The organism is Brevibacillus sp. NSP2.1, from assembly GCF_000470975.2.
GTDB classification, from domain to species: Bacteria; Bacillota; Bacilli; order Brevibacillales; family Brevibacillaceae; genus Brevibacillus; species Brevibacillus agri.
In genome coordinates this window covers 97,560-121,622 of sequence record NZ_CP048274.1, presented here as the reverse complement: position 1 = coordinate 121,622, position 24,063 = coordinate 97,560, and the positions used below count along the sequence as shown (strand labels likewise).

General features: G+C 50.3%; 15 protein-coding genes, 4 tRNA genes, 6 pseudogenes and 4 other annotated features. Of the genes and pseudogenes, 15 read left to right on the top strand and 10 right to left on the bottom strand.

The annotated features are described in order from the left end of the window. Position 1: 1 nt before the first annotated feature. From M655_RS00660 to M655_RS00645, 4 genes are all read left to right on the top strand, one after another. Positions 2-75: transfer RNA gene (locus M655_RS00660), tRNA-Trp, on the top strand. Positions 76-98: 23 nt separating this feature from the next. Further along, a tRNA-His gene (locus M655_RS00655) sits at positions 99-174 on the top strand. 24 nt (positions 175-198) lie between these two features. Further along, positions 199-272: transfer RNA gene (locus M655_RS00650), tRNA-Arg, on the top strand. 9 nt (positions 273-281) lie between these two features. After that, a tRNA-Leu gene (locus M655_RS00645) sits at positions 282-366 on the top strand. A gap of 285 nt (positions 367-651) precedes the next feature. Here M655_RS00645 and M655_RS00640 read toward each other — a convergent pair. From M655_RS00640 to M655_RS00630, 3 genes and pseudogenes are all read right to left on the bottom strand, one after another. Next, positions 652-801 (bottom strand): annotated as a pseudogene (locus M655_RS00640) (tryptophan 2,3-dioxygenase); the annotation flags it as partial. Positions 802-1,083: 282 nt separating this feature from the next. Next, positions 1,084-2,568, bottom strand: coding sequence for an amidohydrolase family protein (locus M655_RS00635; RefSeq protein WP_026557151.1), 1,485 nt, complete (start codon positions 2,566-2,568; stop codon positions 1,084-1,086). Between the two features lie 266 nt (positions 2,569-2,834). After that, entirely contained in the window at positions 2,835-3,446 is a 612-nt protein-coding gene (locus M655_RS00630) for a DedA family protein (RefSeq protein ID WP_005829594.1), read from the bottom strand. A gap of 193 nt (positions 3,447-3,639) precedes the next feature. On the opposite strand from M655_RS00630, the gene M655_RS00625 reads away from it, so the two are divergent. Together M655_RS00625 and M655_RS00620 are read left to right on the top strand one after the other, a co-directional pair. After that, positions 3,640-3,789 carry a hypothetical protein gene (locus M655_RS00625; protein ID WP_167333261.1) on the top strand — a complete coding sequence of 50 codons (150 nt, stop codon included), beginning with the start codon at positions 3,640-3,642 and terminating at the stop codon, positions 3,787-3,789. Between the two features lie 220 nt (positions 3,790-4,009). Continuing rightward, positions 4,010-4,111, top strand: a pseudogene (locus M655_RS00620) (cation:proton antiporter regulatory subunit); the annotation flags it as partial. On the opposite strand, the pseudogene M655_RS28230 reads toward M655_RS00620, so the two are convergent. Further along, a pseudogene (locus tag M655_RS28230) lies at positions 4,100-4,743 on the bottom strand (IS3 family transposase); the annotation flags it as partial. The pseudogenes M655_RS00620 and M655_RS28230 overlap by 12 nt on opposite strands. Positions 4,744-4,906: 163 nt before the next feature. Further along, positions 4,907-5,169: a sequence feature (23S ribosomal RNA rRNA prediction is too short), on the bottom strand. 32 nt (positions 5,170-5,201) lie between these two features. Next, positions 5,202-5,464 (top strand) — a sequence feature (23S ribosomal RNA rRNA prediction is too short). A gap of 408 nt (positions 5,465-5,872) precedes the next feature. Here M655_RS28230 and M655_RS00605 point away from each other — a divergent pair. The 4 genes from M655_RS00605 to M655_RS00590 all read left to right on the top strand — a co-directional run bounded on the left by M655_RS00605 (position 5,873) and on the right by M655_RS00590 (position 12,921). Beyond that, positions 5,873-7,147 carry an MFS transporter gene (locus tag M655_RS00605; RefSeq protein WP_007786444.1) on the top strand — a complete coding sequence of 425 codons (1,275 nt, stop codon included), beginning with the start codon at positions 5,873-5,875 and terminating at the stop codon, positions 7,145-7,147. 570 nt (positions 7,148-7,717) lie between these two features. Next, entirely contained in the window at positions 7,718-8,902 is a 1,185-nt protein-coding gene (locus M655_RS00600) for an MFS transporter (RefSeq protein WP_007786449.1), read from the top strand. 229 nt (positions 8,903-9,131) lie between these two features. After that, entirely contained in the window at positions 9,132-11,663 is a 2,532-nt protein-coding gene (gene gyrA, locus M655_RS00595; protein ID WP_007786452.1) for a DNA gyrase subunit A, read from the top strand. Positions 11,664-11,796: 133 nt separating this feature from the next. Beyond that, positions 11,797-12,921, top strand: a complete 1,125-nt coding sequence (locus tag M655_RS00590) for an HD-GYP domain-containing protein (RefSeq protein ID WP_007786454.1) — start codon at positions 11,797-11,799, stop codon at positions 12,919-12,921. 334 nt (positions 12,922-13,255) lie between these two features. Here M655_RS00590 and M655_RS00585 read toward each other — a convergent pair. The 3 genes and pseudogenes from M655_RS00585 to M655_RS00575 all read right to left on the bottom strand — a co-directional run. Next, positions 13,256-13,513, bottom strand: a pseudogene (locus M655_RS00585) (tryptophan 2,3-dioxygenase family protein); the annotation flags it as partial. 282 nt (positions 13,514-13,795) lie between these two features. Beyond that, positions 13,796-15,280 (bottom strand): amidohydrolase family protein, encoded by a 1,485-nt coding sequence (locus M655_RS00580; RefSeq protein ID WP_026557151.1) that lies wholly within the window; start codon positions 15,278-15,280, stop codon positions 13,796-13,798. A gap of 266 nt (positions 15,281-15,546) precedes the next feature. Then, positions 15,547-16,158 carry a DedA family protein gene (locus M655_RS00575; RefSeq protein ID WP_005829594.1) on the bottom strand — a complete coding sequence of 204 codons (612 nt, stop codon included), beginning with the start codon at positions 16,156-16,158 and terminating at the stop codon, positions 15,547-15,549. Positions 16,159-16,351: 193 nt separating this feature from the next. Here M655_RS00575 and M655_RS00570 point away from each other — a divergent pair, with 193 nt between their 5' ends. Both M655_RS00570 and M655_RS00565 read left to right on the top strand, forming a co-directional pair. Next, the gene (locus M655_RS00570) at positions 16,352-16,501 is read left to right on the top strand and encodes a hypothetical protein (RefSeq protein ID WP_167333261.1); all 150 of its coding nucleotides are present in this window, start codon (positions 16,352-16,354) and stop codon (positions 16,499-16,501) included. 220 nt (positions 16,502-16,721) lie between these two features. Further along, positions 16,722-16,823: pseudogene (locus M655_RS00565) on the top strand (cation:proton antiporter regulatory subunit); the annotation flags it as partial. Here M655_RS00565 and M655_RS28225 read toward each other — a convergent pair. Next, positions 16,812-17,455, bottom strand: a pseudogene (locus tag M655_RS28225) (IS3 family transposase); the annotation flags it as partial. The pseudogenes M655_RS00565 and M655_RS28225 sit on opposite strands and share 12 nt — an antisense overlap. A gap of 163 nt (positions 17,456-17,618) precedes the next feature. Then, positions 17,619-17,881, bottom strand: a sequence feature (23S ribosomal RNA rRNA prediction is too short). Positions 17,882-17,913: 32 nt separating this feature from the next. Next, positions 17,914-18,176 (top strand) — a sequence feature (23S ribosomal RNA rRNA prediction is too short). 160 nt (positions 18,177-18,336) lie between these two features. Next, positions 18,337-19,368: a YaaC family protein gene (locus M655_RS00550; protein WP_026556985.1), complete on the bottom strand. Its 1,032-nt coding sequence runs from the start codon at positions 19,366-19,368 to the stop codon at positions 18,337-18,339. Positions 19,369-19,536: 168 nt separating this feature from the next. Between M655_RS00550 and guaB the strand changes: the two genes are divergently transcribed. Next, positions 19,537-20,997, top strand: a complete 1,461-nt coding sequence (gene guaB, locus M655_RS00545) for an IMP dehydrogenase (protein ID WP_026556984.1) — start codon at positions 19,537-19,539, stop codon at positions 20,995-20,997. A 99-nt stretch (positions 20,998-21,096) separates the two neighbouring features. Here the strand turns inward: guaB and M655_RS00540 are convergent, their stop codons facing one another. Next, positions 21,097-21,549, bottom strand: a complete 453-nt coding sequence (locus tag M655_RS00540) for a hypothetical protein (protein WP_026556983.1) — start codon at positions 21,547-21,549, stop codon at positions 21,097-21,099. Between the two features lie 204 nt (positions 21,550-21,753). Here M655_RS00540 and M655_RS00535 point away from each other — a divergent pair, with 204 nt between their 5' ends. Further along, entirely contained in the window at positions 21,754-23,061 is a 1,308-nt protein-coding gene (locus tag M655_RS00535; RefSeq protein ID WP_025844407.1) for a D-alanyl-D-alanine carboxypeptidase family protein, read from the top strand. Positions 23,062-23,170: 109 nt separating this feature from the next. After that, positions 23,171-24,055, top strand: a complete 885-nt coding sequence (gene pdxS, locus M655_RS00530) for a pyridoxal 5'-phosphate synthase lyase subunit PdxS (RefSeq protein ID WP_005833554.1) — start codon at positions 23,171-23,173, stop codon at positions 24,053-24,055. Positions 24,056-24,063 lie beyond the last annotated feature (8 nt).

Sequence of the window (24,063 nt, the reverse complement as noted above, 5' to 3'; positions counted from 1 at the left end):
TAGGGGCATAGTTTAACGGTAGAACGAAGGTCTCCAAAACCTTTGGTGTGGGTTCGATTCCTACTGCCCCTGCCAAAAGTGTATAGTTACTATTCATGGCGGTCGTGGCGAAGGGGTTAACGCACCGGATTGTGGCTCCGGCACTCGTGGGTTCAAGTCCCATCGATCGCCCCATTTTTATTTTAACTAACGATATATGTCTCAGTAGCTCAGCTGGATAGAGCATCCGCCTTCTAAGCGGACGGTCGGGAGTTCGAACCTCTCCTGAGACGTTTTTACATGCGGTCGTGGTGGAATTGGCAGACACACCATCTTGAGGGGGTGGCGGGGCGACCCGTGCGAGTTCGAGTCTCGCCGACCGCACCACTAAATAATTTCAATGAGTTTTCAAAAAAGCTCTTGAAATTACGAAGTGAACATGATATATTAAAAGTCCGCTCGCGATTGCTAGATTTAAGGCGAGTGAACAAAAGTAAATGTCACCTAAAAAAGCTCTTGACTTTGATAGGTGGACATGATAAGATGAAGATCCGCTCCGCTGAGTGGACGCAATCGAAAATGCTCTTTGAAAACTGAACAGCGAAAGCGTTGATGAGTCTATCATTAAATGATTTGCCAGCTTTGAACCAGTAACAAACTTTATTGGAGAGCGTGATGAGTCGACAGCCGCTGCTGGCTTGCCAAAATTTTGTCCAGATGCAGGTAGTCGCCATACGTCATTTCCTTCTTGAAATCGGTATGGATATCGTGTTCCAGCGAGGACTTGTCCGGTTCGTTGCTTCCATGCGGATGGGGATTCATCTGTGGTCGGCCTCCTTTTTCCGTTTCATGCAGACGATATGTATGCGCTTACATTACTGGGCGCGTACTGGCTTTACGTATTAATTCCTTGCCGCCCTGCACAGTTCCTGCTGTTCGGTTCTTGTCCGCCTGCATTTTCTCCGTGAACATGGCCGCCCCAGAGGAAAAGGGCAAGGATGTCGGCTCCTTGCCCCGCCGTTGCAAGCCATGGCTTCTCAGTCCCCTTGGCGAACCGTTCGATAACATGGCTACGCCAACAAGCCATTGGCGCAGCCTTAGTCGCTACGAAAACAACGGCCGCGCCCGCCCTTCATCCAGGTAGGCCCGCGCATGCCCCCAGAAGTACTTGCCCGGCTGCATGTAAGCGGCAAGCCCCGCCCGCGCAATCGTGCGTGCCGCCTCTTCATTCGCCTCCGTCAAAATGCGCTGCTCATCCACAGTCAGCACCTGCCGCTGATCCATGACCAACTGTCCGTCGACGATCACGTGGTTCACATCGCCGCCAACGGCCTGGTACACCAAGCGTTGGACGTGCATCGTTTCCGGCGTCAAATGAGCCTGCTGCATGTTCACCGTAATCACATCGGCCTTTTTCCCTGCTTCGAGCGAGCCCAGCTCGTCGTCCCAGCCCACGCAGCGCGCCGCATCAATCGTCACCATTTCCAGCAGCTTGCCGGGCGGCAGGTAAAAGTAATCGCGCAGAGCCGCCTGCTGCAAAAGCTGCATTCTGCGCATCGCCTGAAACATGTCAAACGGCGTCATCGGCGAAGTGCCGTCCGTCGTGATGGCGACGGTCGCCCCCATTTCCAATAGCTCGGTGATCGGCGTCCGGGCGTTGATTTGCCCGAAACCGGGCGAAGCACTCACATTCGTCCCCGTCTCCTCCAAAATTTTCGCTTCGTCAAACGAAATGCCGCGGCAATGCTGCAAATGGACGTCTGGGCCGAGCAAGGCGTACTCTTTGTCTTGCACAGCCAGATGAATCATGCCGCCAAACGCGTCAGAGTGAATCCGCGTGTCGTACTTGCGGGCAATTTCCCGGATTTTTCGCGCCTGGTAACGGTCAAAATCGGTGGGGCCAAACAACTGATCGGCCTGGGTCGGAGCCGACGGGTTGATCGACGTGACGATGACAAACGGCGTGATGTACGCCCGCGTCCTGTCCGAGTTGGCATGGTGCAGCGCCTCGATCACCGCTTCGGCTCCCGCCAGCACTTCTTCGTAGGTCACTTCCTTCGTCACCTTTTTCCCGTCGACCCAGCGGCTGAACGGATGCGGCCACGGCGGGTTGCACGGCCCTGTGCAAACGATCTCCCGCACCCCGACCTCCGCGTACGCCTGCGCATGGTTCAAGGCAACAACCGGATCGTCGGAGCGCGGCATGGAGCCGAGCACGCTGACTCCTGTCGTAATCCCCGCCTTGAGCCGTTCCAGGGCGGACAGCTTGCCCTCGTAGTACCAGAAATCGTCGGTGACCTCATGCTTGTACACGTTGGTGATAATCGGCATCCAGTCGTTGATGTTGTCGGTGGCAATCGTCTTGAACAGCGAGTGTCCGCCGTGCCCGTGCGCGTCGATAAAGCCCGGCAACACACAGTGGCGGGCACAGTCGATCACGCGCTCGGCCGTGTATTTCTCCGTCAACTGGGCAGTATCCCCGACCTCCACGATCCGCCCGTCGTCAATCGCAACTGCGCCGTCCGCAATCACCCGTCTGTCCTTGTCCATCGTGATGACCACGCCGTTTACGAGCAATACATCGATCATTGGCAATCGCCTCCCTGTCTTTTTGTGCATGAGGGAAAAAGCGTGCTGCGGTCCCCTACCCTACACGATAACGAAAAGCAATGCCGTTGTATTTGCAAGAGTATTACGACTTTTTTCACGATCTTTACCTGTTTCGCCTGCCTGCCCGCTTTTGGCGACGCTTTCGCTGCCTGTATGCCGATACGATTTTGTCAAAAGGCTCCCTAGCTGAAAAAACCACCTTTCCCAAACGGAAAGATGGCGGATGGCTGACAGCGGGCAACGCTTTATGGATGGGTTCTGCGCTTGCGCAGGAAAACGATGAGAAAAACAAGAGCAGCGACAGCGATCACCCCGTAGACAAAGTGGGAGTAGACGTCCATCACGTGCAAAACATCTTGCCACGATTCGCCGAGAAACGCCCCGATCCACACCAGGGCAATGTTCCACAGCAGCGTCCCGATGCTCGTAAACAGCAAAAACAGCGGGAGATTCATCCGGGTCATCCCCGCCGGAATGGAAATGAGGCTGCGCACCAACGGAATCATCCGGCAAAACAAAATCGTCCAGTAGCCGTATTTGTCAAACCAGGCATGCGCTCTCTCGATGTCTGTCTGCTTGACCCGCAGCAGATGTCCCCAGCGCTCTACGACCTTCTCGATTTTTCCTACGTCCAAATAGTAGCCGATCCCGTAAAGCAAAATCGCGCCGAGTACGGACCCGAACGTGGCCGACAAAATGACACCCGGCACGGTCAACGCCGAGTGTGTGGTCATAAAACCGCCAAATGTCAGGATCACTTCAGAAGGAATCGGTGGAAATACGTTTTCCAGCGCCATCATCAAAAAAATGCCCAGATAGCTGTATTGTTCAATGAAATGCGTCAGCCAGTTTTGCATACTACCCCTCTTTTATATCAACCGATGCTTATGATTCAAGTATAGAGACGATTTGTTCATAGTTCAATGAAAAGCGGCATTTGCCCGGGAGAATCTGTGCAAAGCTATGGGCCTTGCGCACGCCAAATCTGGTAAATATGGTACAATTCTTTCTATTAGATAGATTAGCAGAAAATGTAAAAGGAGCGATCCGATGCTGGTTTTGGTTGCCGTCGTTGCCGTTGCTGCTTTGGCTGCCCTGTACGACGCCCTGCGGAAAATCAACGCGAACATTCTCATGCAAGTCGAGCAAAACGAACGAATCATCAAGCTGCTGGAAGACATCAAAAAAAGACAATCATAGTGTTCAACCCAAGTTAAAGATCGTTTACCTGGACTACTCGCAGAGGCGGTCTTTTTTTGTACTTTTCTGCCCATTCAGAAATCAGACAAAGTGTGTCATATTTTTTGCAAACTGTTTCGAAATATAGACTTTTCGCATCATTTAAGTATATGATGATATTAGCAAACAATTATTTGTTTGTCGAAAAACAGGTGGATTCCACTTTTTAGGAGGCGTTTCCATGTTCACTATCAGGGAATCAGATTTGCCAGGAATCGGACGAAAGTACCAGGTGGAAACAAGAAGCGGCGACAAGCTGATTATCATTATCCACGATGGAGGGCTTGCGGCCGGCAAATGGACGCTTTTTGCGGATCACTGAGCGGATGCCCAATTCTCGCATCAGTCGGCGAACTTTCTTCGTATTTACTTGTAGTCCCTCTTTGCGTAGAGCCGTGCGCATTCGTTTATACCCAAAGTATGGGCGAATGCGGTGAATTGCCAGTATATGTTCCTTTAGGTCGGCATCCTGCTCTACACGTACCTTACGAACCTTCTCCGTCGCCTTCCACTTGTAGTAGCCCGCCCGGGAGACCTCCGCTATTTCGCATAGCATGACCACAGCGTACTTGCGACTCATTTCTTCGATCGTCCTAAACCGGGTTTGCTTATCCAACTTCCCTCCCCGTGTAGATTTGGATTGAGCTTTTTTAGGTATTCGACCTGCGCTTTCAAGTAGTTGTTCTCTTCCTCTAGACTGCTGAAATACTTCTTGATCCATCGCCCTCTATAGTCTTCAAACGTTTCACCGTTTTGCCGTTTCTGTACCCACTCCCGAATCTGCGTCTTACTTTTAATGCCTAATTTCTCCATTATCATTGGGTAGCTCCAATGCTCCTCAACCCGCAAACGTACTGCTTCGCTCTTCGTTGCTTCGTCATATTGCTGCTGTTTTTGCCCTTTACGTGGCGGCATAAGAAAATCCCCTCCGGTCAACAGTGTTTATCTCATCATACCATGAGGTCTTTTTTCACTGTCTACCATGAGGGGATAATACCACCCATTGTGAGGTAAAGAGGCTTATTTCATTCCCTGAAAACTGGATCTGCATGTTTGCTAAGAGTGTGTGGATAAGTCCTCGACCGATTAGTATTCGTCAGCTCCACGCGTTGCCGCGCTTCCACACCGAACCTATCAACCTCATCGTCTATGAGGGGTCTTACCAGCTTAACGCTGTGGGAAATCTCATCTTAAGGGGGGCTTCACGCTTAGATGCTTTCAGCGCTTATCCCTTCCATACATAGCTACCCAGCCGTGCTTCTGGCGAAACAACTGGTGCACCAGCGGTATGTCCACCCCGGTCCTCTCGTACTAAGGGCAGCTCCTTTCAAATTTCCTACGCCCGCGACAGTTCGGTCCCTATCTGTCGCGGGCGTAGGAAATTTGAAAGGAGCTGCCCTTAGTACGAGAGGACCGGGTTGGACATACCGCTGGTGCACCAGTTGTTTCGCCAGAAGCACGGCTGGGTAGCTATGTATGGAAGGGATAAGCGCTGAAAGCATCTAAGCGTGAAGCCCCCCTTAAGATGAGATTTCCCACAGCGTTAAGCTGGTAAGACCCCTCATAGACGATGAGGTTGATAGGTTCGGTGTGGAAGCGCGGCAACGCGTGGAGCTGACGAATACTAATCGGTCGAGGACTTATCCACACATTTCTTAGCAAACATGCGTATTCAGTTTTGAAGGAATAAGAAGAAAAGCTGTATTCCCGATTACTTTTGCGAGTAATGGAGAATGCAGCTTTTTTTGTGTACCTTGGAACACATGGACGTACCCACAAGGAAAATCGAACACAGCTTAGCCGTCACAAAAAGGGATGGCCATGCGGGAGGAAGAGTTTTTGGCTAAATACGAGCAAGAATGTTTTGTTGCCAGCGCTTCGCTGCCCTGTTTTTTACCTGGTCTTCCCTATTCGATTCATTGAAATTATTGATGAGTGGGATGGAAAAGTTTATTTTTAAATTGCGGTCTGGCTCCACTATAGTAATGAGTAACAGAATTACATACTGAAATTTCTGATGTTTGTGGACAGGAAAGGAGTTTTCATGAAACAGGCTGCTTCTGTGCGTTTCCACTATGCCTGGGTGATTGCCGCAGTGACCTTTTTCATCCTCTTGATAGGGGCTGGGATTCGCTCCGCACCTGGTGTATTCATGGTGCCTGTGGAACAAGAATTTGGGTGGAGTCGTTCTTCAATCTCCTTTGCGCTGTCTATCAATTTGCTGTTATACGGATTGGTTGGGCCGTTTGCAGCAGCGGTCATGGATCGGTTCGGGATTAGGCGGATCACGATGATTGCTTTGCTGATGTTGGCCTTAGGGGCTGCACTGACAACATGGATGCAGGCATCATGGCAACTGACTGTGTTATGGGGAGTGGTTGTCGGCCTTGGATCAGGCTGTACAGCATCGGTATTAGGGGCGATGATCGCCAATCGGTGGTTTGTACAACAGCGAGGGCTGGTCATGGGAATTTTGACGGCGAGCGGTGCTACGGGACAGCTTGTGTTTCTGCCTCTTCTCGCCAGCCTGGCTGAAACGGAAGGCTGGCGTACAGCCTCCTGGGTGATAGCTTCCGTAGCGCTCGTGATGGTGCCGATCGTGGCAGCTTTGATGCGTGATCGCCCGAGCGATAAAGGGCTCTCAGCGTACGGAGCGACAGTCACAGACCAAGAACTTGCGGCTCCTGTACAAAATCCATTCCGTGCGGCAATGAATGGGTTGTTCACTGGCCTTCGATCCTTCGACTTTTGGTTGTTGGCCGGCAGCTTTTTTATTTGCGGTTTGTCTACAAACGGTTTGATCGGGACGCATTTTATTGCGGCGTGCATGGAGCACGGGATTCCAGCAGTAACTGCTGCCAGCCTGCTCGCCCTGATTGGTGTTTTTGACATTATTGGAACGACGCTTTCCGGATGGCTGTCTGATCGCTACAATAACCGCTGGCTGCTATTCTGGTACTACGGACTGCGCGGGCTCTCCTTGATGTTTCTGCCTACGGCTTTGTCCACCTCTACATTTAGCCTTGGGTTGTTCATCGTGTTCTACGGTTTGGATTGGGTCGCGACGGTTCCTCCTACATTGAGGCTGACGACAGACATTTTTGGCAAACAGCAGGCAGGAATTTTGTTTGGCTGGATATTAACAGCCCATCAATTGGGGGCTGCGGTAGCTGCCTACGGTGGTGGCGTGGTCTATACAATACTGAACAGCTACTTCTTCATGTTCATAGCTGCAGGAGCGTTTTGCCTGCTCGCTTCCTTCATGGTTATGCGAATTGGCAGGAACGCGCTCAGTGCAAATGTTTCCCGGAATGTATAGCGGAAAAAAGGAAAGCACCCAAGGCTCATATTGCCTTGGGTGTTAGCTTTGAGTGGAGTGGGATAGCGGCAAACTGATACGGAAAATAGCACTGCACAATGGACCGTTTTCAGCTTCGATCCTGTTCATGGGAAGCATTTTGCAAAAATTGACGCTGGATTTCATGAAAGCGGTCGAGCTCTTGTGCCATGCAGTACACACTTTTTGCGACTCTTACAGCTTTGTAAGAATCGTGCAAGGCAATTCGATAGGAGAACGACTGCGCCCCTTGTACAATCAAGGTAACAACACAAACGGAGGGGGATACGCCATGAGAAAATGGATGAAGATGACCGTGCTTTTTATCGGGCTGCTGATCGACACCAAAACAATGATTCGCACCTCCGATTTGGAAATGATCGTGAAGCTGTAGCAAGGCGCCGGCGCTGACCCGGCGTCTTTTTTTCTGGGAAAGGGGAGGCATTGCACCATAAAGTGCATAATGGATGGCTCGATGGGTTGACTTTTTATACTTTACATATATTATTGTATTGAAAAGATACGCGGGTTTGATAGGGGGAGTGAATATTGATGTCAGAAAAAACGGCGTTGTGGACGAAAGATTTTGTGATCCTGGCACTCTCCAACTTTATGCTGTTCGTTGCGTTCCAGATGTTGCTTCCGACGCTTCCGGTCTATGTGACAGACATGGGCGGAGATCAGTTGGCGGTGGGGCTGGTCATTAGCCTTTTCACCGTGTCAGCCCTGCTTGTGCGTCCTTTTACCGGGAAAGCGCTGGACACCATCGGGAGGAAGCCTGTTTTGCTGATTGGATTGGCCATCTTTTTGCTGGCCGTCGCCGGATATTACTGGATGGTCAGTGTGGCGCTGGTGTTGGCGATTCGCTTTTTGCACGGGATCGGCTGGGGAATTGTCACTACCACCTACGGAACGATCGTGTCCGATATCATTCCTCGGGAAAGAAGCGGGGAAGGAATGGGGTACTTCGGGATGTTCAGCAACTTGGCGATGGCTTTCGGGCCTCTATTGGGCTTGTGGGTATCGCAAAACTGGGGATACGGTTGGCTGTTTGCCATCTCCGCAGGCTTGACTGCTCTGGCGATGATCTTGTCCAGGCTGGTAAAAATCAAGCCAATCGTTGCTGGGCAAAAGCCGAATGGCAGCGTGTTGAGTGGGCTGATTGAAAAGGCAGCGCTGTTTCCCTCTCTGCTGAATTTGCTGATCGGGATTATTTACGGAGGGATATTCAGTTTTATTACTTTGTTTGGCCTTGAGGTTGGCATCGCGAATATTGGTCTGTTTTTCCTGTTCAATGCGATTGCGCTTATGGCTGTTCGGCCTCTGGCGGGAAGGCTGTTTGATCGCAGAGGACCTGCCTGGATTTTGCTGCCGGGTGGATTTATCCTTGGCGGCGGACTGTTGCTGTTGTCGTACAGCACGAGCGAATGGCAACTGATCTTTGCTGCGATCTTGTTTGGCGTCGGTGTGGGCGGCGTGCAGCCTTCTTTGCAGGCGTGGACGATCAAGCGGGTAGACCCGTCGAGAAGAGGGGCAGCTACCGGGACATTTTTCTCTGCGTTCGACCTTGGGATCGGCGGAGGGGCAATGATTCTGGGGGCAGTCGCCAAAATGACCAGTTTTGCGGCGATGTATCGTTATTCGTTGGTTGCACTTGGGCTGTATTTGCTTGTCTACATCGTTTATTTGGCCCGGCAAGGCAAAAAGACATCTGTGCCCGAATCGATTTCCTCCTAAAATCGTTTCGGGTTTTTCCTTTTGTGAATAGGGAAGGCGAAAACGGCAAATCATAAGTGAATGCAAAACAGGACTGGAATAAATAGGGAACGTGCTTTTGGGAAAATTCGGGGCCAAAAGCGGAGCAAAACCAAGGGGAATCGATTGATTCGACTGGAATTTTTGGACGTGTCCTCTTTCTATATGGTATAATAACGTATTGTGATAACCAGTTGGAGGTTTACCGTTTATGGCAGAAGAAACTGCTCGGTTTCCCAAAGTCGATATTAGCCAGGAAATGAGAGAATCGTTCATCAGCTACGCGATGAGCGTTATCGTCAGTCGCGCATTGCCTGATGTTCGCGATGGGTTGAAGCCTGTTCACAGGCGTATTTTGTATGCCATGCACGACATGGGACTTACTCCTGACAAAGCGTTCCGTAAATCGGCAAACGTAGTCGGGGAAGTTATGGCGAACTACCATCCGCATGGGGACTCTTCCATCTATGAAGCGATGGTACGTATGGCACAAGATTTTAATATGCGTTATATGCTCGTGGAAGGGCAAGGAAACTTCGGTTCTGTAGACGGCGACCCGGCAGCGGCCATGCGTTATACAGAGTCGCGCTTTTCCAAGCTCGCGCTGGAGCTTCTGCGCGATATTGATAAAGAAACAGTTGATTTCACGCCCAACTACGACGGGCGCAAGGAAGAGCCGGTTGTCTTGCCTTCTCGCTTCCCGAACCTGCTTTTGAACGGAGCTTCGGGGATTGCCGTCGGGATGGCGACCAATATTCCTCCGCATAACTTGACGGAAGTCATTGATGGCGTCATTGCCATGATCGACAACCCGGATATTACGATTCAAGATCTGATGAAGATCATCAAAGGGCCGGATTTCCCTACAGCCGGAGAAATTCTCGGCTTTAGCGGGATTCGTCGTGCCTACGAAACGGGCCGCGGCTCTATTATTATGCGGGCGAAAACCCAAATCGAAGAGGATAAAGGAAAACCGCGCATCATTGTGACGGAAATTCCTTACCAGGTGAATAAGGCAAGACTCGTAGAAAAAATCGCAGAGCTTGTCCGCGAAAAGAAAATCGAGGGCATTACCGATCTGCGCGACGAGTCCGACCGTAAAGGGATGCGCATCGTGATGGAGCTCCGCCGCGACGTCATTCCAAAAGTCGTGTTGAACAATCTGTTCAAGCATACGCAAATGCAGACGACGTTTGGCGTCAACATGCTGGCCTTGGTTGACGGCCGTCCGCGCGTGCTCAATCTGCGCGATATGCTGTATTACTATTTGCAGCACCAGCGCGTCATTATCCGCAGAAGAACCGAATACGATCTGAAGCAGGCAGAAGCGCGCGCTCATATTTTGGAGGGCTTGCGGATTGCGCTCGATCATATTGATGAGATTATCAGCCTCATTCGCTCTTCGCAAACAACGGAAGAAGCGCGCGAAGGACTGATGACAAACTACTCCCTAAGCTACGAGCAGGCACAAGCGATTCTCGACATGCGCCTGCAACGTCTGACCGGCTTGGAGCGGGAGAAAATCGAGAATGAGTACCAGGAGCTGCTCGCGAAAATTGCCGAGCTGCGTGCAATTCTCGCTGACGAAGCCAAAATCTACGCGATCATTCGTGAAGAGCTGGGCGAAATTAAGGAGAAGTTTGGCGATGAGCGCCGCACAGCGATTACGTTTGACGAGGATCACATTGAAGATGCTGACTTGATTCCAGAAGAGGATGTCGTCATTACTTTGACCCACGACGGCTACATCAAGCGTCTGCCTGTATCCACCTACCGTTCGCAAAAACGTGGTGGCCGGGGAGTCCAAGGATTGGGAACCAAGGATGACGACTTCGTTGAGCATCTGTACATTACCAATTCGCATGATTACATCATGTTCTTCACGAGCAAGGGCAAGGTGTACCGCCTGAAAGGCTTTGAGATTCCTGATCTCAGCCGGACGGCAAAAGGCACGCCGATCATCAACCTGATTCAGATCGAAAAGGGCGAGCGGGTCAGTGCGGTAATCCCGGTCAAAGAGTTCGACCATGAGCGCTTCCTGTTCTTTGCGACCAAGAAAGGGATTATCAAGAAGACGACGCTCGAGTCCTATGAAAACATTCGCAAAGGCGGGCTGATTGCAGTCAATCTGCGCGAAGATGACGAGCTGATCGGGGTTCGTTTGACTGACGGCCAGCAAGAGATCATCATGGGTACGCAAAAAGGGATGTCCGTTCGCTTCAGCGAAAGCGATGTGCGGACGATGGGACGCAACGCAACCGGCGTAAAAGGGATTACCCTCGACGATGACGATAATGTCATTGATATGGACGTCATCAAGCCGAACGCGGAAGTTCTGATCGTAACTGCAAACGGCTACGGAAAACGCACTCCTGTTGACGAATACCGCATCCAGTCTCGCGGCGGTAAAGGGATCAAGACCCACAATGTCACGGAACGCAGTGGTCCTGTGGTCGGCCTGAAAGTGGTTGAGCCAGAGGAAGACCTGATGATTATCACGACTTCCGGCATCATCATTCGGACAGAAATGAAGGGTATTTCTGTCATGGGTCGCTATACGCAAGGTGTGAAGCTGATTCGCCTGTCGGAAAATGAGCAGGTAGGTTCAGTAGCGAAATGCCCGCCGAACGAAGAGGACGATGAGGTCGACTCTGAGGAGCAAGAGCATGGTGAGCCTGTCGACACTGTTGGTGATGGTGACGCTCCAACCAATGTTGAACCGGACGAGCCGACTGAGGAATAAAGCAAAATATCGAGAGAAGCGCCCCGAAAAATCAAGGGGCGTTTCTTTTTTTGAGCAGAAAGTTAGAGTGATTTGTTACTTTATTCCTGCAAATGGTTTGAAATTGGAGTAAAATTGGGAAAAGAAAACTATTATGATTAACAAGTTGGATCGGGTGGTGACCAAGTTGCCCATCGTGGATGTGAAGCAACTGAACAGTGGAGCGAGATTGGCAGAGGAAGTATATTCAGCATTAGGGGGAGTTTTGTTTTCAAAAGGAACCCTTTTGTCTGAGAAAGAAATCGAATTCCTCGAAGCTTTTATGGTTAAAAAGGTACATATTGAGGAAGCCAGCGCTGGCAATACCACGGGGCAAGCAGAAGCGCCAGCGGACGAGCAGGCAAAAGCTTCGGACAAGCTGATCCCTGTCAAGCCAGCGATTCAGGAGACCTTTGAAAAGGCAGTATCAACGCTGAAAAATTTGATGGTTCGGGTACAGGGCGGAAATAACATCCCGGTGATGGAAGTGCGTGAGGTGGTTACTCCGATTATTACGGAGTTCCAGCAGCAGCCGCAAGTATTGCTGTCACTGCGCCGTTTTGCACGGATGGACAGCTATACGTACGAGCATGCGATTGCAGTTGGGATCATTTCTTATATGATTGCAAAGTGGATCAAGGTTCCGGAAAAGGAATGGATGCAGGTTGCATTGGCAGGCACCTTGCTCGATATAGGAAAAACCAAGATCGACCGCAGAATTTTGCAAAAACCCGGCAAGCTCACAGAAGAAGAATTCGAAGAGATGAAAAAGCACACCGTTTATGGATACCAAATCATCAAAGCTTCCCATGGTTTGAGCGAGGGAGTCGCGCTGGCCGCCCTGCAGCATCATGAGCGGGAGGATGGCTCGGGATATCCGTTAGGGCTGCCTGGCTCAAAATTGCACCTGTACAGCAAGATTGTTGCTGTAGCGGATGTGTATCATGCGATGTGCTCGGATCGGATTTATCAAAAGGCACTTTCCCCATACGTGGTGGTAGAGCAATTGGTTCGAGACAGCTTTGGCAAGCTTGACCCGACTATTGTACGCAAATTTGTGGATGGGATTACTCAATTTACGATCGGTACGATTGTCGAGCTGAGTGACGGGACGATAGGAAAGATTGTATTTACAGATCGGAACCATCCTACCCGGCCAATGGTGGAGACCGGGGGCAAGATTGTAAACCTGGTGGATGCCAGACATTTGTCGATTATTCGTGTCTTGGAGCAGTCTTAGAGCAGGGGGAGAGGCGGTAATTACGCCTCTCTTTTATTTTTAGTGAAAAAGTTTAATTTCATTTTAAAAATTGCTTGTACTGTATTTCAATACATGGTAAGATACTTCTTGTCGCTTCAATTGAAGCAGACATCAAATAAGAAAATGAAAGTGTTGACTTCAGGATTCTTATCTGATAGAGTATTGAATTGTCGCTGCTGAGCGAAAAGGAGTTTTAAAAAACATCTTGCAAAAGCTTGGACGGCATGATATACTAGGAAAGTCGCCTTGAGAGGCGAGTGAAAAATGCTCTTTGAAAACTGAACAGCGAAAGCGTTGATGAGTCTATCATTAGCTCCAGCTCGTGATTGGCAATACAGTCCATCGCCGCGGCAAGCTCGTGCAAAATCTGCTTCATCCACAGCTCGCTCACCTGGTGAATAATGATGAACAGCATCTCATCGTGATGAGTCGACAGCCGCTGCTGGCTTGCCAAAATTTTGTCCAGATGCAGGTAGTCGCCATACGTCATTTCCTTCTTGAAATCGGTATGGATATCGTGTTCCAGCGAGGACTTGTCCGGTTCGTTGCTTCCATGCGGATGGGGATTCATCTGTGGTCGGCCTCCTTTTTCCGTTTCATGCAGACGATATGTATGCGCTTACATTACTGGGCGCGTACTGGCTTTACGTATTAATTCCTTGCCGCCCTGCACAGTTCCTGCTGTTCGGTTCTTGTCCGCCTGCATTTTCTCCGTGAACATGGCCGCCCCAGAGGAAAAGGGCAAGGATGTCGGCTCCTTGCCCCGCCGTTGCAAGCCATGGCTTCTCAGTCCCCTTGGCGAACCGTTCGATAACATGGCTACGCCAACAAGCCATTGGCGCAGCCTTAGTCGCTACGAAAACAACGGCCGCGCCCGCCCTTCATCCAGGTAGGCCCGCGCATGCCCCCAGAAGTACTTGCCCGGCTGCATGTAAGCGGCAAGCCCCGCCCGCGCAATCGTGCGTGCCGCCTCTTCATTCGCCTCCGTCAAAATGCGCTGCTCATCCACAGTCAGCACCTGCCGCTGATCCATGACCAACTGTCCGTCGACGATCACGTGGTTCACATCGCCGCCAACGGCCTGGTACACCAAGCGTTGGACGTGCATCGTTTCCGGCGTCAAATGAGCCTGCTGCATGTTCACCGTAATCACATCGGCCTTTTTCCCTGCTTCGAGCGAGCCCAGCTCGTCGTCCCAGCCCACGCAGCGCGCCGCATCAATCGTCACCATTTCCAGCAGCTTGCCGGGCGGCAGGTAAAAGTAATCGCGCAGAGCCGCCTGCTGCAAAAGCTGCATTCTGCGCATCGCCTGAAACATGTCAAACGGCGTCATCGGCGAAGTGCCGTCCGTCGTGATGGCGACGGTCGCCCCCATTTCCAATAGCTCGGTGATCGGCGTCCGGGCGTTGATTTGCCCGAAACCGGGCGAAGCACTCACATTCGTCCCCGTCTCCTCCAAAATTTTCGCTTCGTCAAACGAAATGCCGCGGCAATGCTGCAAATGGACGTCTGGGCCGAGCAAGGCGTACTCTTTGTCTTGCACAGCCAGATGAATCATGCCGCCAAACGCGTCAGAGTGAATCCGCGTGTCGTACTTGCGGGCAATTTCCCGGATTTTTCGCGCCTGGTAACGGTCAAAATCGGTGGGGCCAAACAACTGATCGGCCTGGGTCGGAGCCGACGGGTTGATCGACGTGACGATGACAAACGGCGTGATGTACGCCCGCGTCCTGTCCGAGTTGGCATGGTGCAGCGCCTCGATCACCGCTTCGGCTCCCGCCAGCACTTCTTCGTAGGTCACTTCCTTCGTCACCTTTTTCCCGTCGACCCAGCGGCTGAACGGATGCGGCCACGGCGGGTTGCACGGCCCTGTGCAAACGATCTCCCGCACCCCGACCTCCGCGTACGCCTGCGCATGGTTCAAGGCAACAACCGGATCGTCGGAGCGCGGCATGGAGCCGAGCACGCTGACTCCTGTCGTAATCCCCGCCTTGAGCCGTTCCAGGGCGGACAGCTTGCCCTCGTAGTACCAGAAATCGTCGGTGACCTCATGCTTGTACACGTTGGTGATAATCGGCATCCAGTCGTTGATGTTGTCGGTGGCAATCGTCTTGAACAGCGAGTGTCCGCCGTGCCCGTGCGCGTCGATAAAGCCCGGCAACACACAGTGGCGGGCACAGTCGATCACGCGCTCGGCCGTGTATTTCTCCGTCAACTGGGCAGTATCCCCGACCTCCACGATCCGCCCGTCGTCAATCGCAACTGCGCCGTCCGCAATCACCCGTCTGTCCTTGTCCATCGTGATGACCACGCCGTTTACGAGCAATACATCGATCATTGGCAATCGCCTCCCTGTCTTTTTGTGCATGAGGGAAAAAGCGTGCTGCGGTCCCCTACCCTACACGATAACGAAAAGCAATGCCGTTGTATTTGCAAGAGTATTACGACTTTTTTCACGATCTTTACCTGTTTCGCCTGCCTGCCCGCTTTTGGCGACGCTTTCGCTGCCTGTATGCCGATACGATTTTGTCAAAAGGCTCCCTAGCTGAAAAAACCACCTTTCCCAAACGGAAAGATGGCGGATGGCTGACAGCGGGCAACGCTTTATGGATGGGTTCTGCGCTTGCGCAGGAAAACGATGAGAAAAACAAGAGCAGCGACAGCGATCACCCCGTAGACAAAGTGGGAGTAGACGTCCATCACGTGCAAAACATCTTGCCACGATTCGCCGAGAAACGCCCCGATCCACACCAGGGCAATGTTCCACAGCAGCGTCCCGATGCTCGTAAACAGCAAAAACAGCGGGAGATTCATCCGGGTCATCCCCGCCGGAATGGAAATGAGGCTGCGCACCAACGGAATCATCCGGCAAAACAAAATCGTCCAGTAGCCGTATTTGTCAAACCAGGCATGCGCTCTCTCGATGTCTGTCTGCTTGACCCGCAGCAGATGTCCCCAGCGCTCTACGACCTTCTCGATTTTTCCTACGTCCAAATAGTAGCCGATCCCGTAAAGCAAAATCGCGCCGAGTACGGACCCGAACGTGGCCGACAAAATGACACCCGGCACGGTCAACGCCGAGTGTGTGGTCATAAAACCGCCAAATGTCAGGATCACTTCAGAAGGAATCGGTGGAAATACGTTTTCCAGCGCCATCATCAAAAAAATGCCCAGATAGCTGTATTGTTCAATGAAATGCGTCAGCCAGTTTTGCATACTACCCCTCTTTTATATCAACCGATGCTTATGATTCAAGTATAGAGACGATTTGTTCATAGTTCAATGAAAAGCGGCATTTGCCCGGGAGAATCTGTGCAAAGCTATGGGCCTTGCGCACGCCAAATCTGGTAAATATGGTACAATTCTTTCTATTAGATAGATTAGCAGAAAATGTAAAAGGAGCGATCCGATGCTGGTTTTGGTTGCCGTCGTTGCCGTTGCTGCTTTGGCTGCCCTGTACGACGCCCTGCGGAAAATCAACGCGAACATTCTCATGCAAGTCGAGCAAAACGAACGAATCATCAAGCTGCTGGAAGACATCAAAAAAAGACAATCATAGTGTTCAACCCAAGTTAAAGATCGTTTACCTGGACTACTCGCAGAGGCGGTCTTTTTTTGTACTTTTCTGCCCATTCAGAAATCAGACAAAGTGTGTCATATTTTTTGCAAACTGTTTCGAAATATAGACTTTTCGCATCATTTAAGTATATGATGATATTAGCAAACAATTATTTGTTTGTCGAAAAACAGGTGGATTCCACTTTTTAGGAGGCGTTTCCATGTTCACTATCAGGGAATCAGATTTGCCAGGAATCGGACGAAAGTACCAGGTGGAAACAAGAAGCGGCGACAAGCTGATTATCATTATCCACGATGGAGGGCTTGCGGCCGGCAAATGGACGCTTTTTGCGGATCACTGAGCGGATGCCCAATTCTCGCATCAGTCGGCGAACTTTCTTCGTATTTACTTGTAGTCCCTCTTTGCGTAGAGCCGTGCGCATTCGTTTATACCCAAAGTATGGGCGAATGCGGTGAATTGCCAGTATATGTTCCTTTAGGTCGGCATCCTGCTCTACACGTACCTTACGAACCTTCTCCGTCGCCTTCCACTTGTAGTAGCCCGCCCGGGAGACCTCCGCTATTTCGCATAGCATGACCACAGCGTACTTGCGACTCATTTCTTCGATCGTCCTAAACCGGGTTTGCTTATCCAACTTCCCTCCCCGTGTAGATTTGGATTGAGCTTTTTTAGGTATTCGACCTGCGCTTTCAAGTAGTTGTTCTCTTCCTCTAGACTGCTGAAATACTTCTTGATCCATCGCCCTCTATAGTCTTCAAACGTTTCACCGTTTTGCCGTTTCTGTACCCACTCCCGAATCTGCGTCTTACTTTTAATGCCTAATTTCTCCATTATCATTGGGTAGCTCCAATGCTCCTCAACCCGCAAACGTACTGCTTCGCTCTTCGTTGCTTCGTCATATTGCTGCTGTTTTTGCCCTTTACGTGGCGGCATAAGAAAATCCCCTCCGGTCAACAGTGTTTATCTCATCATACCATGAGGTCTTTTTTCACTGTCTACCATGAGGGGATAATACCACCCATTGTGAGGTAAAGAGGCTTATTTCATTCCCTGAAAACTGGATCTGCATGTTTGCTAAGAGTGTGTGGATAAGTCCTCGACCGATTAGTATTCGTCAGCTCCACGCGTTGCCGCGCTTCCACACCGAACCTATCAACCTCATCGTCTATGAGGGGTCTTACCAGCTTAACGCTGTGGGAAATCTCATCTTAAGGGGGGCTTCACGCTTAGATGCTTTCAGCGCTTATCCCTTCCATACATAGCTACCCAGCCGTGCTTCTGGCGAAACAACTGGTGCACCAGCGGTATGTCCACCCCGGTCCTCTCGTACTAAGGGCAGCTCCTTTCAAATTTCCTACGCCCGCGACAGTTCGGTCCCTATCTGTCGCGGGCGTAGGAAATTTGAAAGGAGCTGCCCTTAGTACGAGAGGACCGGGTTGGACATACCGCTGGTGCACCAGTTGTTTCGCCAGAAGCACGGCTGGGTAGCTATGTATGGAAGGGATAAGCGCTGAAAGCATCTAAGCGTGAAGCCCCCCTTAAGATGAGATTTCCCACAGCGTTAAGCTGGTAAGACCCCTCATAGACGATGAGGTTGATAGGTTCGGTGTGGAAGCGCGGCAACGCGTGGAGCTGACGAATACTAATCGGTCGAGGACTTATCCACACATTTCTTAGCAAACATGCGTATTCAGTTTTGAAGGAATAAGAAGAAAAGCTGTATTCCCGATTACTTTTGCGAGTAATGGAGAATGCAGCTTTTTTTGTGTACCTTGGAACACAAGGACGTACCCACAAGGAAAATCGAACACAGCTTAGCCGTCACAAAAGGGAAGGCCATGCGGGAGCGAAGAGTTTTTTTGCTGGATCTGTCTCATAATAACAGTGGGATAGCTAGACATATGGTGCTCCAAAAAAAGCTCCACAAGATAGCGTTCAGCAAGGCCGTGGGATAAGACCAGCTCTCCCCACCACTCTGTTTCATATCTGCAAAGCATGCTCAGCAAATACAGCAGCAAGAAGTGGCTTGCCCACTCGGGAAGAGGAAGCGAATCCGACGAGCCGTTCCAAAAGAAAAGCCGGTGCTCTTGCCAGCGAAATAAAGGGTGTTGATCTAGTGCGGACAGAGCAGTTTCAGGAAGAAGTATTCGCTTTGCATTCCCTTCTCGCCAGCTTAATTGTAAACGCGAGCTATCTGGCGCGACCCTGTTGATGTATTGAACGAAGGTTTCCGCTGAGTATGCCAACGGCCCGTCCATTTTTTCCGGAAAAGCAATCTCGGCCCACGATTGGGTGTCAGAGGAAGCTTGATCGGCTGTATGAGTTTTGCTCCAGTGTACTTGCAGCCAATGCTGTGGCTTTTCGGACAGAGCGGCGTAGACATCGCTGATTGCCGGTATGGAAGCAAACAAATCATGCATCGAATAGCGATCCTGCATAGGGGAAAGATGAAAAAGCTGGGCCAATAGAGCAAAAAAGCCTTCTTTTTGCGGCCGGACCTCATCCTCTAGCAGCAAGTAGGTGTTTCGCTTCAGCTTCCGCGTGGTGACCCCGTGCTGGAGCACCCGGCTGTTTTGCGGATAGGACGGATCGCGCGTAAGAAGCATTCCCTTCAGCAGATGGGAGCATCCATAGAAGAGCAGCAACGGCTGGATCGACAAGTCCGCAGTAGCTGCTGTCGTATAAAACTGCCTCGCTTGCTTCCATAAAAAAAGAAAACGGGAACTTTGCTGAAAAGCCAGGCGCTCAGCATGCTCCAAGCCCATGCTGTCGTAGCAGGACGTCAAATATTTACGGGCAGTAGGCTCCGTCTCGAAAAAACGGAACATTTTCCAGGCAGAATTCATCGTAACCACCTTTCAATAACTTTCGTGATCTGGTTGCTTTTGCTAGTAATTTTTTTGATTTATCTGTCTAATAAACTCCATAACCGAACATTTTACTCATTCCTTGACAGTAAATTATGCCGTTTGTTAAACTGTCTTAAAAATATTTGCCGAGAGGGGCTTTCTACCGTGCGGGAAGATAAATTTGTCAAAGAAGGGCTAACATTTGATGACGTGCTGCTCATTCCAGCAAAATCAGAAGTTTTGCCAAGGGATGTGGACGTTCGCGTAAAACTGAGCGAGACTGTCCGCCTGAATATCCCTCTGATTAGTGCCGGAATGGACACGGTAACGGAATCAGCCATGGCGATTGCTATGGCCCGTCAAGGTGGGATTGGTATCATCCACAAAAACATGACGATCGAGCAGCAGGCGAGTGAAGTAGACCGCGTGAAGCGCTCGGAAAGTGGCGTCATTACCAACCCGTTTTCTTTGACCCAGGATCACACCGTGGCAGAAGCGGATGCGCTGATGGGCAAATACCGCATTTCCGGCGTGCCGATTGTCGATGAAGAAAAGCATCTCATTGGGATTTTGACCAACCGCGACTTGCGTTTTGTGCATGACTACTCGACACCGATCAAGGAAGTCATGACAAAAGACAATCTGGTTACAGCATCAGTAGGAACAACACTCCAGCAAGCCGAAGCGATCCTCCAAAAGCATAAAATCGAAAAGCTGCCGCTGGTCGATGAAAATAACATTTTGCGTGGTCTTATTACCATTAAGGATATTGAAAAAGCGATTCAATACCCGCAAGCAGCCAAGGACCCGCAAGGACGCTTGCTGTGTGGGGCGGCAGTAGGGGTTTCCGCAGATACGTTTGATCGTGCGGCGGCGCTCGTACAGGCAGGTGTAGACGTGCTTGTCGTCGATACAGCGCATGGGCATTCCAAAGGTGTTATCGAGACAGTAAAAGCACTTCGCAAGGAATATCCAAACCTGACAATCGTGGCAGGAAATGTTGCGACAGGAGAAGCTACCCGCGACCTGATCGAAGCAGGGGCATCCGTTGTCAAAGTCGGGATCGGTCCAGGCTCCATTTGTACAACGCGTGTCGTAGCCGGTATCGGTGTTCCGCAAATCACTGCCATTTACGATTGCGCGCAAGTAGCTCGCGAGTACAATATTCCAATTATTGCCGACGGCGGCATTAAATACTCCGGCGATTTGCCAAAAGCAATCGGGGCAGGCGCTTCGGCGATTATGATCGGCAGCCTGTTTGCCGGAACAGAGGAAAGCCCGGGCGAGTTCGAGATTTTCCAAGGCCGCCGCTTCAAGGTGTACCGCGGAATGGGCTCGATTGGCGCGATGAAAGCGGGCAGCAAGGACCGTTATTTCCAGGAGAACGAGCAAAAGCTTGTTCCAGAAGGAATCGAGGGCCGCGTTCCTTACAAGGGGCCATTGGCAGACGTGACCTACCAGTTGATTGGCGGGCTGCGCGCAGGTATGGGCTACTGCGGAGCGAAAACGATTGAAGACTTGATTCAAAACTCGCAGTTTATCCGTATCACAGGTGCGGGCTTGCGCGAAAGCCATCCGCACGACGTGCAAATTACGAAGGAATCGCCAAACTACTCGATTTCATAGGTTAAAAGGAACTACCCCCCTTTCTGGAGAGAAAGGGGGGTTTAGTTTAAAAGGCAACTAGTGGCAAGCAAAATTCATACAAGCCACGGTGAACGTACACTATCTTCTATAAACAGCAATTTCACCCTCGGAGGAAATATTTCCTATTATTTTCAGGCGATAGTTTCCTGGATCCACGGAAACCGGGTCTGTATAATCAGTGTTACCTTTTGGAGCAGCTAATTTGCCTAATTTAATTGTTTTTTCTACTTTGCCATTTTCGCTTAATTTTTCGATGTAAACCGTTATGTCACAATTACTTTTTGAAGCAGATAATCCAGCGTTAGCTTTTCCAAAGAGTTGGAAGGTGTCGCGACCAATATATGTGCCTCCCTGTGTTACACTAAAAGCTCTCCAGTCAAGCTCAATGCTCATCGTACCAATGTCCTTTTTAATTTGTTGTTCCACAAGGGAAGCGTTATCACTTTTTTCAACTGTTGCATGAGCAGAGACTGGATTGATAACAGCCAAACCAAGAACGAGTGAAGCAAAACTAAATAGCACTTTCTTCATGAGATAAGCCTCCTTGATTCATTCAATATATTACCAATTTTACCATAAAATATTTGAGTTTCAATTATATATTATATATCCAATCAATTACCTATTAATGAGCCTATTTGGACTTCAATGCGATCGTAATGGTATGTTAAACTTACACTTGGTGCGCAATTACCTTATGAACTAATGACAGAAACTGGAGAGTGAGAAGAAACTATGAAGCGAACTACTTGGAAAAAACGACTGACAGGTTTTATCCTTTCTGTCGCAATGTTTGCAACCGGAATGGGAGGAGCAGCGACGAAGGTGGAAGCAGCACCTGCAACTGATCTACAACTGGCAGCCAAATCTGCCATTCTGTTAGAGGCATCGACAGGAAAAATACTATACAGCATGAATCCAGATGCCCCTCTGCCTCCTGCTAGCATGAGCAAGATGATGGCAGAATACCTTGTACTAGAAGCGGTTAAGGAGAAAAAAATCAGTTGGGATGAGAAGGTACCTGTTAGTGAATATGCCTTCTATGTGGCAAGAATCTCGGATACCTCTGGAGTGTACCTGAATCTAGGGGAGTCCTTCACGGTTAGGGAGCTGTACAATGCCATGGCTGTCGTTTCTGCCAACGACGCAACTGTACTGCTTGCTGAAAAGATAGCGGGCAATGAAGCGAATTTCGTGCAGATGATGAACAAAAAAGCTGCCGAGTTTGGTATGAAAAACACCTCTTTCGTCACATCCAGTGGCTTGCCAGCGAATGAACTGGGGCCGTACTCCATCAAGACCGATCAAGTGGAAAATCTAATGTCCGCTCGTGATTCGGCCATCCTCGCCAGAAACCTGATTCGTGATTTCCCGGAAGCGTTGGAAGTATCGAAGATCCCGCGTTTTACCTTCCGTCCCGGTTCTAAAAATGAATTGAAAATGGCGAACAACAACTGGATGTTGCCTGACCTCCCCAATTACTATCCGGGTGTAGACGGATTAAAAACAGGTTATACACAAGCAGCAGGTAATTGCTTTACTGGTACTGCAGTTCGTGATAACATGCGCTTGATTTCTGTTGTAATGGGAACAGACAGCAAAACAAAACGCTTCGTGGAAACAAAAAAGCTTTATGACTATGGATTCAGCAATTTCAAATTAACGAAGCAATTGGACAAAAATGTTTCTGTAAAAGGTTTTGAAACTGCACCTGTAACGAACGGAGTAGAACTCAACGTACCCGCAGTAACTGCCACCGAAGTAAACATGCTGACCAAAATCGGAGCAGAGACAAAATTCACGCCAACCGTTACGTATCAAGAGCTGACCGCACCAATCAAGCAAGGCCAGGTGGTCGGTAAGCTCGTACTGAAAGAAGAAGGAGCGAAAGACGCCGACTACCTGCAGCCGGAAGACGCGGCAAAAGCAGGCGCAGATATAGTAGCCAGCCAGGAAGTCGAAGAGGCGAGCTGGATTCGTTTGTTCTTCCGCAGCATCATTCAATTTTTCAGCAATTTGTTCAGTAGCGGAACAGGAAATTAAATAATGGTTGTTTTCCCCCTCATCTATCGTTTACAATGACGATAACAAGGAACCATAACAGAGCATAACAGTTACGGTTCTGACTTCATGATGTAGGGGGAATTTTCACATGGTACAAGTAGGAACGTCCCGCGTAAAAAAAGGTATGGCTGAGATGCAAAAAGGCGGTGTCATCATGGACGTCGTAAACGCTGAGCAGGCAAAAATTGCTGAAGCTGCCGGTGCCGTAGCTGTCATGGCATTGGAACGCGTACCTTCTGACATTCGTGCAGCCGGTGGAGTAGCTCGTATGGCTGATCTCAGCATTGTGGAGGAAGTACTGAACGCTGTTTCGATCCCTGTTATGGCAAAAGCTCGTATCGGACACTTTGTCGAAGCGCGCGTACTGGAATCAATGGGTGTCGACTATCTGGACGAGAGCGAAGTTTTGACCCCGGCAGATGATTTGTACCACATCAATAAAAAAGAATTTACCGTGCCGTTCGTATGTGGCGCGCGTGATCTGGGCGAAGCGCTTCGCCGTATCGGTGAAGGGGCGTCCATGATTCGTACCAAAGGCGAGCCAGGAACCGGAAACATCGTAGAAGCCGTTCGCCACATGCGCACGATGATGGCTCAAATCCGCAAAGTGCAAGCGATGTCTTACGATGAGCTGATGGCAGAAGCGAAAAATCTGGGTGCCCCATACGAGCTGCTGGAACAAGTACACAAAACCGGCAAGCTGCCTGTAGTGAACTTCGCGGCTGGTGGCGTAGCGACTCCGGCAGACGCGGCGCTGATGATGCAGCTCGGTTCTGACGGCGTGTTTGTCGGCTCGGGGATTTTCAAATCGGAAAACCCGGAGAAATTCGCCCGCGCGATTGTTGAAGCGACTACGCACTACACAGACTACGAACTGATCGCTCGCGTATCCAAAGGTCTGGGAAGCGCCATGACGGGAATCGAGATTTCCAAAATTCGCGAAGCAGACCGCATGCAAGAGCGCGGCTGGTAAGGTGAGCA

Coding starts and splice junctions, on each gene's coding strand:
- M655_RS00635 (WP_026557151.1), bottom strand. CDS start 2,568: ATGATCGATGTATTGCTCGTAAACGGCGTGGTCATCACGATGGACAAG.
- M655_RS00630 (WP_005829594.1), bottom strand. CDS start 3,446: ATGCAAAACTGGCTGACGCATTTCATTGAACAATACAGCTATCTGGGC.
- M655_RS00625 (WP_167333261.1), top strand. CDS start 3,640: ATGCTGGTTTTGGTTGCCGTCGTTGCCGTTGCTGCTTTGGCTGCCCTG.
- M655_RS00605 (WP_007786444.1), top strand. CDS start 5,873: ATGAAACAGGCTGCTTCTGTGCGTTTCCACTATGCCTGGGTGATTGCC.
- M655_RS00600 (WP_007786449.1), top strand. CDS start 7,718: ATGTCAGAAAAAACGGCGTTGTGGACGAAAGATTTTGTGATCCTGGCA.
- gyrA (WP_007786452.1), top strand. CDS start 9,132: ATGGCAGAAGAAACTGCTCGGTTTCCCAAAGTCGATATTAGCCAGGAA.
- M655_RS00590 (WP_007786454.1), top strand. CDS start 11,797: ATGATTAACAAGTTGGATCGGGTGGTGACCAAGTTGCCCATCGTGGAT.
- M655_RS00580 (WP_026557151.1), bottom strand. CDS start 15,280: ATGATCGATGTATTGCTCGTAAACGGCGTGGTCATCACGATGGACAAG.
- M655_RS00575 (WP_005829594.1), bottom strand. CDS start 16,158: ATGCAAAACTGGCTGACGCATTTCATTGAACAATACAGCTATCTGGGC.
- M655_RS00570 (WP_167333261.1), top strand. CDS start 16,352: ATGCTGGTTTTGGTTGCCGTCGTTGCCGTTGCTGCTTTGGCTGCCCTG.
- M655_RS00550 (WP_026556985.1), bottom strand. CDS start 19,368: ATGAATTCTGCCTGGAAAATGTTCCGTTTTTTCGAGACGGAGCCTACT.
- M655_RS00540 (WP_026556983.1), bottom strand. CDS start 21,549: ATGAAGAAAGTGCTATTTAGTTTTGCTTCACTCGTTCTTGGTTTGGCT.
- M655_RS00535 (WP_025844407.1), top strand. CDS start 21,754: ATGAAGCGAACTACTTGGAAAAAACGACTGACAGGTTTTATCCTTTCT.
- pdxS (WP_005833554.1), top strand. CDS start 23,171: ATGGTACAAGTAGGAACGTCCCGCGTAAAAAAAGGTATGGCTGAGATG.